Origin of the sequence: Plasticicumulans acidivorans (assembly GCF_003182095.1) — a bacterium.
In the GTDB taxonomy this organism is placed as follows: Bacteria; Pseudomonadota; Gammaproteobacteria; order Competibacterales; family Competibacteraceae; genus Plasticicumulans; species Plasticicumulans acidivorans.
Genome location: NZ_QGTJ01000010.1, coordinates 1 through 16,944 on the forward strand (window position 1 = coordinate 1; position 16,944 = coordinate 16,944).

General features: G+C 69.7%; 9 protein-coding genes. 8 read left to right on the forward strand and 1 reads right to left on the reverse strand.

Annotation, left to right across the window (positions count from 1 at the left end; translation table 11 throughout):
* The first annotated feature begins 107 nt into the window (after positions 1-107).
* From C7443_RS15395 to C7443_RS15410, 4 genes are all read left to right on the forward strand, one after another.
* Positions 108-1,331: a CaiB/BaiF CoA transferase family protein gene (locus C7443_RS15395; protein ID WP_110019514.1), complete on the forward strand. Its 1,224-nt coding sequence runs from the start codon at positions 108-110 to the stop codon at positions 1,329-1,331.
* Between the two features lie 78 nt (positions 1,332-1,409).
* Complete coding sequence (gabD, locus tag C7443_RS15400; protein WP_110019515.1) at positions 1,410-2,858, forward strand: NADP-dependent succinate-semialdehyde dehydrogenase; 1,449 nt, start codon at positions 1,410-1,412, stop codon at positions 2,856-2,858.
* A gap of 5 nt (positions 2,859-2,863) precedes the next feature.
* Positions 2,864-4,141 carry a 4-aminobutyrate--2-oxoglutarate transaminase gene (gabT, locus tag C7443_RS15405; protein ID WP_110019516.1) on the forward strand — a complete coding sequence of 426 codons (1,278 nt, stop codon included), beginning with the start codon at positions 2,864-2,866 and terminating at the stop codon, positions 4,139-4,141.
* 74 nt (positions 4,142-4,215) lie between these two features.
* A complete protein-coding gene (locus tag C7443_RS15410) occupies positions 4,216-6,612 on the forward strand; it encodes a putative bifunctional diguanylate cyclase/phosphodiesterase (protein WP_110019517.1) in 2,397 nt (798 codons plus the stop codon).
* Positions 6,613-6,620: 8 nt separating this feature from the next.
* Here the strand turns inward: C7443_RS15410 and cysZ are convergent, their stop codons facing one another.
* Positions 6,621-7,346, reverse strand: coding sequence for a sulfate transporter CysZ (gene cysZ / locus C7443_RS15415; RefSeq protein WP_110019518.1), 726 nt, complete (start codon positions 7,344-7,346; stop codon positions 6,621-6,623).
* 132 nt (positions 7,347-7,478) lie between these two features.
* On the opposite strand from cysZ, the gene smc reads away from it, so the two are divergent.
* From smc to C7443_RS15435, 4 genes are read left to right on the forward strand one after another with little or no spacing between them, the layout of a single operon-like run.
* Positions 7,479-10,985 (forward strand): chromosome segregation protein SMC, encoded by a 3,507-nt coding sequence (gene smc / locus C7443_RS15420; RefSeq protein WP_110019519.1) that lies wholly within the window; start codon positions 7,479-7,481, stop codon positions 10,983-10,985.
* Positions 10,986-11,012: 27 nt separating this feature from the next.
* Complete coding sequence (locus tag C7443_RS15425) at positions 11,013-12,074, forward strand: cell division protein ZipA (RefSeq protein WP_110019520.1); 1,062 nt, start codon at positions 11,013-11,015, stop codon at positions 12,072-12,074.
* Positions 12,075-12,086: 12 nt separating this feature from the next.
* Positions 12,087-14,456, forward strand: coding sequence for an NAD-dependent DNA ligase LigA (ligA, locus tag C7443_RS15430; RefSeq protein WP_110019521.1), 2,370 nt, complete (start codon positions 12,087-12,089; stop codon positions 14,454-14,456).
* 13 nt (positions 14,457-14,469) lie between these two features.
* A complete protein-coding gene (locus tag C7443_RS15435; protein ID WP_110019522.1) occupies positions 14,470-16,932 on the forward strand; it encodes a putative bifunctional diguanylate cyclase/phosphodiesterase in 2,463 nt (820 codons plus the stop codon).
* Positions 16,933-16,944: the final 12 nt, after the last annotated feature.

Below are 16,944 nucleotides of genomic sequence, written 5' to 3' on the forward strand. Positions count from 1 at the left end.
AATCTCGAAGCGGTCAACACCTACGAGGGCACGCACGATGTGCATGCGCTGATCCTCGGCCGGGCGCAGACCGGTATCCAGGCCTTCTGCTGAGCAGGAGAACGATGATGAGCGGTGCCCTGTCCCATCTGCGTGTACTCGATCTGTCGCGCGTGCTGGCCGGCCCCTGGGCCGGGCAGACGCTCGCCGACCTCGGCGCCGAGGTCATCAAGATCGAACGCCCCGGCCGCGGTGACGACACCCGCCACTGGGGGCCGCCCTATGCGCACGATGCCAACGGCGCGGCGACCAGCGAGAGCGCGTACTTTCTCTGCGCCAACCGCGGCAAGCGTTCGGTGACCGTCGACATCACCCGCCCGGAAGGGCAGGCGATCGTGCGTGCGCTGGCGGCGCAGGCCGATGTGGTGCTGGAGAACTACAAGGTCGGCGGCCTGAAGAAATACGGCCTCGACTATCACAGCCTGCGCGTGGTCAATCCGCGGCTGATCTACTGCTCGGTCACCGGCTTCGGCCAGAACGGGCCGTACAAGAACCTGCCCGGCTATGACTTCATGATTCAGGGCATGGGCGGGCTGATGAGCCTGACCGGCCAGCCCGACGGCGAGCCGGGCGGCGGCCCGGTGAAGGTCGGCGTGGCGCTGGCCGATGTCATGACCGGGCTGTACGCCACCATCGGCGTGCTCGCCGCGCTGGCGCACCGCGAGCGCAGCGGCGAAGGGCAGTACATCGACATGGCGCTGCTCGACGTGCAGGTCGCCGTGCTCGCCAACCAGGCGATGAACTACCTGACCACCGGCGTGCCACCGCAGCGTCTGGGCAATGCGCACCCGAACATCGTGCCCTACCAGACTTTCGCCGCCGCCGACGGCCATCTGATCCTCGCCGTCGGCAACGACGATCAGTTCCGCCGCTTCTGCACGGTCGCCGGCTGCAGCGAGCTGGCCGACGATCCGCGCTTTCACAGCAACAGCGCCCGTGTCGCCCACCGCGCCGAGCTGATCCCGCTGCTCGCCGCACGGCTGCGCGAACGTCCGCGGGATCGCTGGCTGGCCGAACTGGGTGCGGCCAACGTGCCCTGCGGTCCGATCAACACCCTCGATCAGGTGTTCGCCGATCCGCAGGTGCGCTACCGCGGCATGCACGTCGAGCTGCCGCATCCGCTGGCCGGCAGCGTGCCGGCGGTCGGCAGCCCACTGAAGCTGTCGGCAACGCCGGTCGAATACCGCTCGGCACCGCCGACCCTCGGCAGCGATACCGAGGCGGTGCTGCGCGAGCGCCTGGGCTACTCCGCCGCCGACCTCGCCCGGTTGCAGGCCGCCGGCGTGATCTGAAACCCCGTACCCCCAGACCCCGCCGCCGGGCGGGGCCGCTCGCAGACGGTCGCACGACGACCGGAGGAAGTCCGCACGATGAAGCTCAACGATCCGACCCTGCTGCGTCAGCAGTGCTACATCGACGGCCAGTGGCTGGCCGCCGACAGCGGCGCCACCATCCAGGTCAACGACCCGGCGACCGGCGATCACATCGGCAGCGTGCCGAAGATGGGGACTGCCGAAACCCGCCGCGCCATCGCCGCCGCCGAGCGGGCGCTGCCGGCCTGGCGCGCGCTGACCGCCAAGGAACGCGCCAACCGTCTGCGCAAGTGGTTCGAGCTGATGCTGGCGAACCAGGAAGATCTCGCCGTGCTGATGACCAGCGAGCAGGGCAAGCCGCTGGCCGAGGCGCGCGGTGAGATCGCCTACGCGGCGAGCTTCATCGAGTGGTTCGCCGAGGAAGGCAAGCGCATCTACGGCGACACCATTCCGGCGCACGCCGCCGACAAGCGCATCGTCGTGCTCAAGGAGCCGATCGGCGTCTGCGCGGCGATCACGCCGTGGAACTTCCCCTCGGCGATGCTCACCCGCAAGGCCGGTCCGGCGCTCGCCGCCGGCTGCACGATGGTGGTCAAGCCGGCCTCGCAGACGCCGTATTCGGCGCTGGCGCTGTGCGTGCTGGCCGAGCGCGCCGGCATCCCGGCCGGTGTGCTCAACGTGCTCACCGGCTCGGCGAGCGAGATCGGTGGCGAGCTGACCGCCAATCCGACGGTGCGCAAGCTGAGCTTCACCGGCTCGACCGAAATCGGCCGTGTGCTGATGGCGCAGTGCGCGGCGACGGTGAAGAAGGTCTCGCTCGAACTCGGCGGCAACGCGCCGTTCATCGTCTTCGATGACGCCGACCTCGACGCTGCCGCCGAAGGCGCGCTGATGTCGAAGTACCGCAACGCCGGCCAGACCTGCGTCTGCGCCAACCGCCTCCTGGTGCAGGACGGCGTGTATGAGGCCTTCGCCGCCAAACTCGCCGAGAAGGTCGCCGCGCTGAAGATCGGTCACGGTCTGGAGAACGGCGTCACCATCGGTCCGCTGATCGACGAGGCCGCGGTCGCCAAGGTCGAGGAGCTGCTGGCCGATGCGCTGGCCAAGGGCGCCAAGCTCGCCGCCGGCGGCAAGCGTCATGCGCTCGGCCAGAGCTTCTTCGAGCCGACGCTGATCACCGAGGTCACGCCGGCGATGCGCGTGGCCAAGGAAGAAATCTTCGGCCCGGTGGCACCGCTGTTCCGCTTCTCGACCGAGGCCGAGGCGATCGCCATGGCCAACGACACCGAGTACGGCCTGGCGGCCTATTTCTACGCCCGCGATCTCGGCCGCGTCTGGCGCGTCGGTGAGGCGCTGGAGTACGGCATCGTCGGCATCAATACAGGAATCATCTCGACCGAGGTTGCGCCGTTCGGCGGCGTCAAGAACTCCGGCATCGGTCGCGAGGGTTCCAAGTACGGCATCGAGGACTACCTCGAAATCAAATACATGTGCATGGGAATCTGAAAACGATGAGCAGCAATTCCGAACTGATGGCCCGGCGCAACGCGGCCCTGCCGCGCGGCGTCAGCCAGGGCTTCCCGATCTTCATGGATCACGCCGACAACGCCGAGATGTGGGACGTCGAAGGCCGCCGCTACATCGACTTCGCCGGCGGCATCGCCGTGCTCAACGTCGGCAACGTCAACCCGCATGTCACCGCCGCGGTGCAGACGCAGGCTGCCAAGCTCAACCACACCTGCTTCATGGTCACCGCCTATGAAAGCTACGTCAGCGTCTGTGAGAAGCTGAATGCGCTGTCGGGCATTCCCGATGCCAAGAGCTTCCTGGTCAGCACCGGTGCCGAGGCGGTGGAAAACGCCGTCAAGGTCGCCCGCGCCTACACCGGCCGCGGTGCGGTGATCGCCTTCGGCGGCGGCTTCCACGGTCGCACGCTGCTGGCGATGAGCCTGACCGGCAAGGTCGCGCCGTACAAGACTGGCTTCGGCCCGTTCCCGACCGGCATCTATCACGCGGCCTTCCCGAACGCGCTGCACGGCGTCAGCGTCGATGATTCGATCGCCTCGATCGAGAAGCTGTTCAAGTTCGATGTCGATCCGGCCAGCGTCGCCGCGATCATCGTCGAGCCGGTGCAGGGCGAGGGCGGTTTCGTCGTCGCGCCGAAGGAATTCCTGGAGCGCGTGCGGGCGCTGTGCGATGCCCACGGCATCGTCATGATCGTCGACGAAGTGCAGGCCGGTGCCGGGCGTACCGGCAGCTGGCTCGCCGTGCATCAGTCCGGCGTGCAGCCGGACGTGGTGACGATGGCCAAGTCGATCGGCGGCGGCTACCCGCTGGCGGCGGTGATCGGCAAGCCGCAGATCATGGAAGCGCCGGTGCCGGGCGGCCTCGGTGGCACCTACGGCGGCAACCCGGTGGCCTGCGCCGCGGCGCTGGCGGTGTTCGAAGTGTTCGAGCGCGACAAGCTGCTGGAGCGTTCCCGTGCCCTCGGTGAGCAGCTCAGCGGTCGCCTGCACACGCTGGCCGGCAAGCACAAGTCGATCGTCGACGTGCGCGGCCTCGGTGCGATGGTCGCCTTCGAGCTCGGCGAGGGCGGCGATGTGCACAAGCCGGCGGCGGCGCTGACCAAGGCGCTGGTGGCCAAGGCTTTCGAGAAGGGCCTGATCCTGCTGTCCTGCGGCACTTATGCCAACGTCATCCGTGTGCTGGTACCGCTGACCGCGGAGCCGGCGCTGGTCGATGAAGGGCTCGACATCGTAGCGTCCTGTCTCGCCGAGCTCGGCGCCTGATACGCGGCAGTCGCGCGCCAGCGGAGGCCCGACGATAATCGTCGGGCCTTCTTTATTTCCGGAATCCTGTCGCGATGCCTCCCAAACCCGCTGCCTTGGCTGCATCCATGGATCAGAACCGCTGGCTGCCACTGATTGCGGCGGTGCTGACGCTGCTGCTGTTCGGCTCGATGTACGGCGTATTCTGGCGCTACTCCAGCGAGCTCGAAGCCCAGCGCTCGCTGGTGCGCCACGACGCCGCCGACCTGACGCTGTCGCTGATGCGCTCGGCGGTGCGCCTGCAGATCGCGCTGGAGCGCCTGCAGGAAGAGCAGCCGGAAGGCATGGTCGAGCTGCGCGCGCTGGCCGACGAGCTCGGCAACAGCCTGCAGGCGATGCAGCGAGATCTGCGCGACGAGTCCTACCACGAGCTGCCGGGCGCCGCCGAAATCATCGAGGATGTCGGTCACTGGCTGCAGGGCTTCAAGCCGCTGGCGGCACTGCCACGGGTCGATGCCGATCTGCTGCGCGCCCGCTTCGGCCCGCCGCTCGATCAGATGATCGGCCGCATGGCCGCGCAGCAGCGTGTCGCACTCGAAGCGCAGCGCGCCTCGATCGAGGAGAAGCAGCAGGCGATTTCGCACATCAACCGCTTCGCCGTGGTGCTGCTGTCGGTGGCGCTGGTCTGCGGCGGCCTGCTGGTCGCCCTGTTGCTGCGCCAGCAGCGCCGGCTTGAGCAGATGCGCGACGCGCTCGGCGACCGCGTGGCTGCCCGCACCGCCGACCTGCAGGCTTCGACCGAGCGGGTGACGGTGCTGATGCAGGCGGTCGAACAAAGCCCGAACGCCGTCTTGATCGCCGACGCCGATGGCTTCATCCGCTTCGTCAATCCGCGCTTTACGGCGATGTCCGGCTATTCGCCGGAGGCGATCATCGGCGCGCGGCTGGGGCGGCTGCCGTCCGATCGCATCGAATCCGGACAGGTCGCCGAAATGTGGAACGCGCTGGCCGAAGGCCGCGTCTGGCATGCCGAAATCGAAAGCTGCCGCAGTGATGGCAACAAGTTCTGGGAGTCGGTGCAGGTGGCGCCGCTGCGTGACGAGCGCGGGCTGATCACCCATTACGTCCTCACCCGCGAAGATGTCAGTGAGCGGCGCGTCTACGAGGCGCGCATGCTGCGCCGGGCGCAGTACGACGAGCTCACCGGCCTGCCCAACCGCGTGCTGGCGATGCAGCGCCTCGGCGAGGCGATCGAGCGCGCCGATCGCGACGACGGTTCGGTCACCGCGCTGCTGTTCGTATCGATGGACGGCCTGCAGCGGGTCAATTTCAGTTATGGCCATGCCGCCGGCGACCACATGCTGGCGGCGGCGGGCGAGCGCCTGCTGGAGCTGATCGGTCGCTACGACCTGGTTTCGCGTTTCGGCGGCGATGAATTCCTCATCATGCTGGTGCGGCGCAAGGGCCTCGACGAGGTGTCCGGCTTCCTGCGCCGGCTGGTCGATGCCTTCCACCAGCCGCTGGTCAGCGGCGATCAGCAGGTGCACACCACAGTCTCGGTCGGTGCCGCGCTGTACCCGCTCGACGGGCGTGAGGCCGACATTCTGCTGCGCTGCGCCGACACCGCGCGCAACCGTGCCAAGGCCGAGGGCCGCGATCGCTTCCGCCTGTACGACGAGGCGATGCGCGAGCGCATGCTGGAGTCGGCGCAGATCGAGGAGCTGCTGCACGGCGCGCTTGAGCGCGGCGAGTTCTCGGTGGTCTACCAGCCGGTGATCGAGCTGGCGAGCGGCCGCCCGGTCGGTGCCGAGGCGCTGCTGCGCTGGAGCAATCCGACGCTCGGCGTGGTTTCGCCGGACCGCTTCGTGCAGGTCGCCGAGGAGACCGGGCTGATCGTCGACATCGGCGCCTGGGTGCTCGATACCGCCTGCCGCGAGCTCGGCGAGTGGCGCGAGCAGTTCGGCCCGTACCTGCACATGGCGGTCAATGTCTCGGCGCGCCAGTTCGACGATGCCGGCTTCATCGACATGGTGCGCTCCAAGCTGCGCCGGCAGAAAATTCCGGGCGAGGCGCTGATGCTGGAGCTGACCGAGCGTCTGTTCCTCGACAAGGACATGCACGCGCTCGACGTCATGAACACGCTCAGCCGCGAGGGGGTGCGTCTGGCGATCGACGACTTCGGTACCGGCTATTCCTCGCTGAGCTATCTGCGCCGTTTCCCGGTGCGCACGCTGAAGATCGACAAGTCCTTCCTCACCGGTGTGCCGGAAGAAACCGAAGTCACCGAGCTGGTCAGCGCCATCGTGGCGATGGCGCGTGCGCTGGAGCTTTCGGTGATCTGCGAAGGCATCGAGACCCAGGAGCAGATGCACTTCATCAAGTCGATCGGCACCGGCTTCGGTCAGGGCTATCACTTCGCCAAGCCGATGCCGTCGACACAGATCCGCGCCTACTTCGCCGGCGTGGGCGTCGGCGCCCGGCTCGGCGTCTGAGCGGCGTTTCAGCGCGCCGCGGAGCGCTCGCAGTGCAGCAGCGTGGCGCCGATCACCGCCGCCGGCATCGCCAGCAGGTTGAGGCCGGGAATGAAGGTCAGCAGCAGCACGCCGCAGCCGAAGCCGAAGGTGCGCAGGCGATCCTGCGCGTGCAGCCGGCGCTGTTCACGAAAACTGATGCCGTGATTGCCGAGCGGGTAATCGAGGTACTGCAGGGCCAGCATCCAGGCGCTGAACGCCGCCCACAGCAGCGGCGCCAGCAGATTCACGCCGGGGATGAAGAACAGCAGCAGGAACGGAATCGTCCAGGCCACGAAATAGACGAGCGAGCCGATGGCGCTGGCGAAGGCGGCCGTGACTTCCTGCCACAGCGGTCGCTGCGGGTGCTGCGTGCCGGGGCAGCGCATCTGCTCGACGCGCGCCGCCAGATAGCCGTTGAACGGCGCACCGACCAGATTGGCGACGATGCTGAAGCCGTAGAAGAACACCGCCGCGGCGGCGACCGCCACCAGCGGCACGATCAGCCAGTGCAGCCAGCTCAGCCAGTCGGGCAGGCGTGCGATCTGCGCATCGAGAAAGGCTGACAGCTCACCGCCGCCCCACCACAGGCCACCACCGAACAGCACGACATTGATGAGCAGCGGAATCAGCACGAAGCTGCGCAGTTGCGGATGGGTAAGCAGACGCAGACCGCTGAACGCACAGCCGGCGCCGCGGGCGAAAGGTCCGATCATCGGGAAAGCGCTCCGTATGACTAGCTCGAAAGTGTGGGTGGCGCGCACTCTAACGCAGTGCAGCATGCGCCTGTCAGCGCCGGCGAGTTCGGTTATCCTCGCGCGCCAATCGCCACTGCTGTGCCGCCCCCCATGCGTCTGAGCAAAATTCGCCTGGCCGGGTTCAAGTCCTTCGTCGACCCGACCACCGTCCAGTTCCCCAGCAATCTCGTCGGCATCCTCGGCCCCAACGGCTGCGGCAAGTCGAACGTGATCGACGCCGTGCGCTGGGTGATGGGTGAATCGGCGGCCTCGCGGCTGCGCGGCGACTCGATGGCCGATGTCATCTTCAGCGGCTCGGCGGCGCGCAAGCCGGTCGGTCAGGCCTCGGTCGAGCTGGTGTTCGACAACGGCGAGGGCCGTCTCGGCGGCCAGTGGGCGAGCTTCGCCGAGATCGCGGTGCGCCGGCTGGTCAATCGCGACGGCAGCTCGCAGTACTTTCTCAACGGTTCGCGCTGCCGCCGCCGCGACATCACCGACCTGTTCCTCGGCACCGGCCTCGGCCCGCGCAGCTACGCGATCATCGAGCAGGGCATGATCTCGCGCGTCATCGAGGCGCGTGCCGATGAGCTGCGCGGCTTCTTCGAGGAGGCCGCCGGCATCTCGCGCTACAAGGAACGCCGGCGCGAGACCGAGACCCGCATCCGCCACACCCGCGAAAACCTGGAGCGCCTCGACGACGTGCGCGAGGAGCTGTCCCGCCGTGGCGCGCAGCTGCAGCGCCAGGCGCGCGCCGCCGAGCAGTACCGCGCGCTGCGCGCCGAGGAGCGGCAGGTCAAGGGCGAGCTGCTGGCGATGCGCTGGCGCACGCTCGACATCGAAGTGACTACGCACGAACGCCAGGTCGCGGCGCTGGAGATCGCCGCCGAGGCCGCACTGGCGGCGCAGCGCGATACCGAGGCGCAGCTGACCCGCGCCCGTGAAACCCAGCTCGCCGCCAGTGATGGCGCGCAGGCGGTGCAGACGCGCTTTTATGAACTCGGTACCGAAATCGCCCGTCTGGAGCAGGCGCTGGCCGGCAGCCGCGAGCGCCGCGAACGCCAGCTCGATGAACAGCACCGCCTCGATGCCCAGCTGCAGACGCTCGATGAGCAGCTCGCCGTCGATGGCGAGCAGGCGGCGGCGCTGGACGATGCGCTGGCCCGGGCCGAACCCGAACTCGAAGTCGCTCGCGCTGCCGAGGCCGAGGCCGGCGAGGCCCTCGCCGAGATCGAGACGGCGATGCAGGACTGGCAGGCGGAATGGGAGCGCTTCGGCCGCAGCGCCGCCGATGCCCAGCGCAGCGCCGAGGTCGGCCGTGCTCGCATCGAGGCGCTGGAGCGCCAGGTGCTCGACGCCGAGCGGCGCATCGAGCGCCTGCGCCTGGAGCACGACACGCTGGCGGCGAAAGCGCCGGTCGCCGAGCTGCAAGCCGCTGAGGCTGAGCGCGAGGCTGCCGCTGGCGAACAGGCTGTGGCCGAGGCGCAGTTGCTGGAGGTCGACGAGGCCATCGCCGCGCGCCGCGAGGTCATCCGCCAGGCCGGTGGTGAGCTCGATGCCGTGCGTGCCGGGCTCGAATCCGGTCGCGGCCGGCTGGCCTCGCTGGAGACGCTGCAGGAGGCCGCGCTCGGCCGCCGCGATCAGGCGCTCGCGCACTGGCTGCAGGCACAGGGGCTCGATGCGGCGCCGCGGCTGGCCGAAGTGCTGGAAGTCAGCGCCGGCTGGGAGGCGGCCACCGAAGCCGCGCTCGGCCATGCCCTCGAAGCGGTGCTGGTCGATGATCTGAGCGCGCCGGCGCAGGCCAGCCGCGGACTGGCGCGCGGCCGGCTGACGCTGCTTACGCAGGCGCCTGCGCCGGCGCCGGCGGGCGCGGCCGGGGACGCGCTGCTTGGTCAGCTGCGCGGGCCGGCGGCGCTGAACGGTCTGCTCGCACACGTGCGCACCGTCGCCGATCTCGACGAGGCGCTGGCACGCCGCGCCGAGCTGGCCGCGCATGAGTGTTTCGTCACCGCCGACGGCACGCGGCTCGGCCGCGACTGGCTGAGCGTGGCGCGCGGCGAGGACGAGCACGGCAGCGTCATCGCGCGCGAGCGCGAGATCCAGACGCTGCGCGAGCGGCTGCAGCTCGATGGCGACCGTGCCGAGCGGCTGCAGGCGCAGCTCGCCAGCGCCCGCGGCAGCCTCGGCGAGCTGGAGGCGCAGCGCCGTCAGGCGCAGGAGGCGGTCAACCTCGGCCACCGCGAGCTGGCGCGGCTGAGTGCGGCGGTCGACACCCTGCGCGCCCGCCTGCAGCAGAGCGCCAGCCGCCGCGCCGCGATCCAGAGCGAGATCGAGGAGCTGGTGCAGCAGCTCGGCGAGCGCCAGGAAGAAGCCGCCGAGCTGCGCTGCGAGCACGAGGCGGCGCTGGAGGCGATGAGCGCGCACGAGGCCGAGCGCGGCGAGCGCCAGCAGCAGCGCGAACAGCTGCGCCAGAGGCTGGACGGCCGCCGCGAGCAGGCCCGCAGTCTGCGCGAGCAGGTGCAGCGGCTGGCGCTGGCGACCGGCTCGCAGCGCACCGCGCTGGCCTCGCTGCGGCAGGCACTGGCGCGGCTCGAACAGCAGCGGCGCGAGGCGGCGGCGCGGCGCGCGACGCTTGCCGCCGAGCTCGACGCCGGTGATGAGCCGCAGGCGCTGCTCGCTGCGCAGCTCGAAGAAGAACTGGAGCAGCGTCTCGAAGTCGAGGCCGAGCTGGCGCTGGCGCGCGATGCGCTGGCTGCCGCCAGCGAGGCGCTGCGCACGCTGGAGCAGGGGCGCGGGCAGTGCGAACAGGCGCTGCTGGCGCAGCGCGACCGCCTGGAAGCCGAGCGTCTGGCCTGGAACGAGGCGCGGGTGCGCCGCACCGGCCTCGCCGAGCAGCTGCTCGAACTCGAAGCCGATCCCGACGCGCTGCTGGCCGGGCTGGTGGCGCAGGCCGAGGAGGGCGCCTGGCAGCAGCGGCTCGATGAGCTCGGCGAGCGCGTCCGCCGCCTCGGCAACGTCAATCTGACAGCGATCGAGGAATACGCCGAGCTGGCCGAGCGCCAGCGCTACCTCGACGCCCAGCATGCCGACCTCAGCGAGGCGCTGGCGACGCTGGAAAACGCGATCCGCAAGATCGACCGCGAGACCCGCGCGCGCTTTCGCGAGACCTTCGACAAGGTCAACGCCGATCTGCAGGCGCTGTTCCCGCGGCTGTTCGGCGGTGGCCAGGCCTATCTGGAAATGACCGGCGAGGACGTGCTCGATGCCGGCGTGGCGATCATGGCGCAGCCGCCGGGCAAGAAAGTCGCCAACATCACACTACTTTCGGGTGGGGAAAAAGCACTGACCGCGGTGGCACTGGTGTTCGCCATCTTCCAGCTGAATCCGGCCCCGTTCTGTATGCTCGACGAGGTCGACGCGCCACTCGACGAGGCCAACGTCGGCCGCTTCGGCCGGCTGCTGAAGGAGATGTCGGCGCGGGTGCAGTTCATCTTTATCACGCACAACAAGGCAACCATGGAGGTCGCCGAACATCTGGCGGGTGTGACCATGCACGAGCCGGGCGTATCGCGCCTGGTATCGGTGGACATGGAAGAAGCCGTACGTCTGGCGGCAAGCTGAGTCGCACCCTGTCGGGAGGTATTTGCAATGGGGTTCGAGAACATGACGACGGGCGAGGCGCGCCTCGCCGTGCTGGCAGCCGGCGCGGTGCTGATCGCGCTGGTCTACCTGTGGGGCATCCGCGCACGCCTGCGCGCGAGCTTCGAGGAGCGTGCCCGTCGTCGCGCGCAGCGTTCTGCGCATGAGAAGGCCGCGCTGGATTCTCTGCGCACTGGGGAGCCGATCGCCGAGAAGCCGATCGGTGAGGTGTCGGCGAAAGTCGCGCCGCATGATCCGTTCGCGCATCAGCGCCTGGTCGATGTCGAGATCATCCCGGTGGTGCGTGACAAATCCGGCACTCCCGTCGCGGCGGCGGAAGCCGCGGCCGAGCCGGAGCCAGCCGGCAGCGAGCCGGTCAGGGGCGAATCGCTCGGCAGTCAGCCGGTCGGCAGCGAGCCGGCGGCGCCGGAGAGCAGTGCGGAGCCGGCGGCGACGGTGGCCGTGCCGGCGACGGAGCCAGCGCCCGGCGAACCCAGGCGCGAGCCGGGCGAGGCGAAGGCCGAATCCCGGCAGGAGCCGAAGATCGAGATTCCACGGATGGATTTACGCCCGGCGGCCAATGCCAAGCAGCCTGCCGCGATGCCGCAGACGCCACCGCGTGCCACACCGCCGGCAGCCCCGACGGAGTTCGTCATTCTCACCATTACCGCCGAGGCCGGCGGCCGCTTCACCGGCACCGAGATCCTGATGGCGGCGCACGAGCTGGGCCTGAAATTCAGCACCGGCGGTCTGTTCGACGGCTACCCGGGCGAGGTGCAGGGCAAGCCGGTGTTCTCGATCGCCAATCTGGTCGAGCCCGGCAATTTCCCGCCGTCCGGCGTGCAGCGGCTGAGTACGCCGGGCCTGCTGCTGTTCATGCGCCTGCCCGGTGCGATGGAGCCGCTGCCGGCGCTGGAATTCATGCTCGGCCAGGCGCGCCGCCTTGCTGCCCGCCTCGGTGGCACGCTGTGCGACGAAAAGCGTCTGCGCCTCGGCCCCGATGGCATCAGCACGCTGCGCCTGCGCATCGGCGAGTACCAGCGTCGCCTGCCTTCCACGACCACTGCCTGAGCCAAAACCCCGATGCAGGACGAACTCGCCCGCCTGGAAGCGCTGCGGACCCAGATCAACCATCACGACTATCTGTACTACGTGCTCGACGAGCCGCAGCTGCCGGACGCCGAGTACGACGCGCTGATGCGCGAGCTGCGCGCGCTCGAAGTCGCGCATCCGCAGTGGGTGCGTCTCGACTCGCCGACGCAGCGTGTCGGCGGCCGCCCGGCCGGCGGTTTTGCCGAAGTGGTGCATGCCGTGCCGATGCTGTCGCTCGACAACGCCTTCGCGGACGATGACGTCGCCGACTTCGATCGCCGCGTGCGCGAGCGCCTCGGCATCGACGGTCCGGTCGAATACAGCGCCGAGCCCAAGCTCGACGGCCTCGCCGTCAACCTGCGCTACGCGGGCGGGCAGCTGGTGCAGGCGGCGACGCGCGGCGACGGGGCCACCGGCGAGGACATCACCGCCAATGTGCGCACCATCCGCGCGATCCCGCTGGCGCTGCACGGCGACGATTGGCCGGCGGTGCTCGAAGTGCGCGGCGAGGTGTTCATGCGCAAGGCGGATTTCGAGCGGCTCAACCAGCAGGCCCGCGCCCATGGCGAGAAAACCTTCGCCAATCCGCGCAACGCCGCCGCCGGCAGCCTGCGCCAGCTCGACCCGCAGATCACCGCTCAACGCCGGCTGTCGTTCTACGCCTACGGCCTCGGCGAGGTGCAGGGCGGCGAACTGCCGCAGCGCCAGTCGGCGCTGATCGCGCGTCTGCGCGACTGGGGCCTGCCGGTGTGCGAGGCGCAGCGCAGCGTCAGCGGGGCCGGCGGCTGCCTGGAGTACTACCGTGACATCGGCGCTCGCCGCGAGGCACTGGCCTACGACATCGACGGTGTGGTCTACAAGGTCGAGCGCTTCGACTGGCAGCGTGAGCTCGGCTTCGTCTCCCGCGCGCCGCGCTGGGCGATCGCGCACAAGTACCCGGCGCAGGAGCAGCTGACCACGGTCGAGCAGATCGACGTGCAGGTCGGGCGCACCGGCGCGATTACGCCGGTGGCGCGGCTGGCGCCGGTGGCGGTCGGTGGCGTCACCGTCACCAACGCCACGCTGCACAACTTCGACGAAGTCGCCCGCAAGGACGTGCGCGTCGGCGACACCGTCAGCGTGCGCCGGGCCGGCGACGTCATCCCCGAGGTGGTCGGCGTGCTGCTCGAACGCCGGCCGCAGCCGGCGCCGCCGGTCTGGCAGCCGCCGACGCGCTGCCCGGTGTGTGATTCGCACATCGAGCGCCTCGAAGGTGAGGCGATCGCCCGCTGCAGTGGTGGCCTGACCTGCGCAGCGCAGCGCAAGCAGGCGATCATCCACTTCGCCAGCCGCCGGGCAATGGACATCGACGGCCTCGGCGAGCGCTACGTCGAGGAGCTGGTCGAGCTCGGTTATGTGCACGGCGTGGCCGATCTCTACCGGCTGAGTCTCGAACAGTTTCTGGAAATGAAGCGCCGTGCCGACGAGCGCGACGGCGTCACGCCGGAGACCGTGCAGCAGGGCAAGATCGCCACCAAGTGGGCGCAGAACCTGCTCGACAGCATCGCTGCCAGCCGTGCCACCACGCTGGCGCGGCTGCTCTACGCGCTCGGCATCCGCCACGTCGGCGAGGCGACGGCAAAGACGCTGGCCGACTGGCTCGGCAGTCTGGCGCGGGTGATGGCGGCGCCGGCGGCGCTGCTGCGCGCGCTGCCCGACATCGGCCGCGAAGTCGCTGAGACCGTCGAGGATTTCTTCGCCCAGCCGGGCAACCGCCAGGCGATCGCCGAGCTGCTGGCGCAGGGGGTGCAGCCGACGGATGAGCACGCGCCGAACCCGGCGCTCGCCGAACGCCTGCAGCCGGCCGCGCTGCTGGCGGCGCTCGATGTGCCGAAGCTGACCGAGGTGCGCACCGCGCAGCTCGCCGCGGCGCTGCCGCCGGGGCCGGCGCTGGTCGAGCGTTTCGCACCGGCCGCTGTCAGCGCGCTGCTGGCAGCTGGTATCGACGGCTGGCCGGCGGCGCTCGCCGACAGCCTCGGTGGCTGGCTCGCCGAGACGGCGAATGCCGAGCGCTGGCAGGTGGCGCTGGCAGCGGCGGATGCGCTGCTCGCCGAACTGCCGCAGGCGGCGGTGATGCAGGCACCGCTGGCCGGGCAGACCTGCGTGCTGACCGGCACGCTGAGCAGCATGACGCGCGATCAGGCCAAGGCGCAGCTCGAAGCGCTCGGTGCGCGCGTCGCCGGCAGCGTGTCGAAGAAGACCGACTTCGTCGTCGCCGGCAGCGAGGCCGGCAGCAAGCTCGACAAGGCGCACGCGCTCGGTGTCGAGGTGCTCGACGAAGCGACGTTCATCTCCCGCCTCAAGGATTGGCAGGAGTCGTGATGACGAGGGATCGATGGCTGAAACATCCTCACCGGGAGGGCCTGAGCTGAGCCCGGCTGTGTCGTCCCGCGCGCGCCGTGTGGCGGTGCGCATCTGTCTGCTCTACCTGCTGGCAGCGGCGGCCTGGATTCTGTTTTCCGGGATGCTGGCCGACTGGCTGGTCGCCGAGCGCTGGCGTTCGGCGGTGGAGCTGTACAAGGGCTGGCTGTTCGTCGCCATCACCGCCGTGCTGCTGTACGGCTTGATCCGCACGAACTTCAGCCGTGCCGACAGGGCCGAGCGGCGCGTGCGTCAGGTCTCGGCGCTGTATGCGGCGCTCAGCCAGACCAATCAGGCGATCGTGCATCTGGGCTCGCGCGAAGCGCTGTTTACCGAGGTCTGCCGCATCGTCGTCGAGCACGGTGGTTTTCGCCTGGCCTGGATCGGCGCCTGTGGCGAGCCCGGTGTCGATGTGTTTCCGCAGTGCTGTTTCGGCGAGGCCGCGGCTTATTTGCGGGGCTCGGTGATCAGCTGGCGGGCGGATCACCCCTACGGTCAGGGACCGGGCGGCGAGGCGCTGCGCAGTGGCCAGCACCAGATCGATAACGATCTGCCGGGGCGTTTCGGATGCCTCGGGCTGGCCGAGCGCTGCCAGCAGGCCGAGCACTACGGTCTGCTGGCCGCGGGGGCCTTTGTCGTGCGTGAGGGCGGAGCGCCGGCCTGGCTGCTGGTGGTTTACGCCGGTGAGCGCAATTACTTCGACGTCGAGCGTCTGCGCCTGCTTGATGAAATGGCCGATGACATCGGTTTTGCGCTCGATCGCATCCGCATCGAGGAGCGGTTGCGGCTGAGCGCGCGGGTGTTCGAGAGCAGCAGCGAGGGCATCTTCATCACCGATGCCGCACGGCGCATCGTCACCGTCAATGCCGCCTACACCACGATCACCGGCTACACCGCGAACGAGGTGCTCGGCCACGAGCAGGAGCTGCCACGGGCCGGCGTGCAGGACGACGCCTTTATCGCCGCGCTCGAAACCGAGCTGGCGGCGCAGGGTGCCTGGCAGGGCGAGATCTGGCTGCGCCAGCGTGACGGCACGCTGTTCCCGGCCTGGCTGTCGCTGAATGCGGTGCGCGGCGCCGATGGCCAGCCGAGCCACTTCGTCGCGGTGTTTTCCGACCTCAGCGAACGCAAGGCGGCCGAGGCGCACATCCGCCACCTGGCGCAGCACGATCTGCTGACCGGCCTGCCGAACCGCGCCCTGCTCGAAGACCGCGTGCAGCAGGCGCTGGCGACGGCGGCGCGGCATGGTGTGGTCGGCGTGCTCTGTGTCAACCTCGATCGCTTCAAGCCGATCAACGACGCGCTCGGCCACACCGCCGGCGACCTGCTGCTGCGTGCGGTTGCGGTGCGCCTCGGCGAGGTGCTGCGCGGTGCCGACACGCTGGCACGGCTGAGCGCCGATGAGTTCGGCGTGCTGCTGCCGCGGCTCGGTGAGGCGGCCGAAGCCGGTCTGGTCGGTGCCAAGCTGCTCACCGCGCTGGCGCAGCCGCTGGTGATCGATGGGCAGGAGCTGCGCTGCACGGCCAGCATCGGCATTGCCGTGCACCCGCTCGACGGATGCGACGTGGCGAGTCTGCTGCGTCATGCCGATCTGGCGATGCAGCACGCCAAGCGCGCCGGCCGTGGCAGCTGCCAGTTCTTTTCCGCCGACATGAATGCACCGTTCGCCGCACGGCTGTGGCTGGAAAACCAGCTGAGCCAGGCGCTGGAGCGCGGCGAGCTGCATCTGGCCTATCAGCCGCAGGTCGAGCTGCGCAGCGGACGCATCGTCGGTGCCGAGGCACTGCTGCGCTGGACGCATCCGCAGCGCGGCGCGATCGCGCCGGCGGACTTCATCCCGCTGGCCGAGGAAACCGGACTGATCCTGCCGATCGGCGAATGGGTGCTGCGCGAGGCCTGCCGTCAGGCGGCGACCTGGCGCGCGGCCGGTCTGCCGCCGCTGATGATGGCGGTGAACCTGTCGGCACGGCAGCTGCGCAGTGCCAATCTGTTGGAGCGTATCGACGCGGCGCTGCAGGCCAGCGGCCTGCCGCCCGAGCAGCTCGAACTGGAACTGACCGAAACCAGCCTGATGGACGATGCCGAAGCGGCGCGCGAACTGCTCGGGGCGCTGCGCGCGCGCGGCATCGGCGTCGCCATCGACGATTTCGGCACCGGCTATTCCAGCCTGGCCTACCTCAAGCGCTTTCCGCTGGCCCGCCTGAAGATCGATCGCTCCTTCGTCTGCGGCCTGCCGGACGACGGCAATGATGTCGCCATCACCCGCGCGATCGTGGCGCTGGCACACAGCCTCGGACTGGAGCTGATCGCCGAAGGGGTGGAGTCGGCGGCGCAGCGCGAGTGGCTGCTGGCGCTGGGCTGCGGCGGTGGTCAGGGGTATCTGTTCGCCAGGCCGCTGTCGGCGGAGGCATTCGCGCATCGGCTCGCGGCGGACTGAGCGCAGGCAACC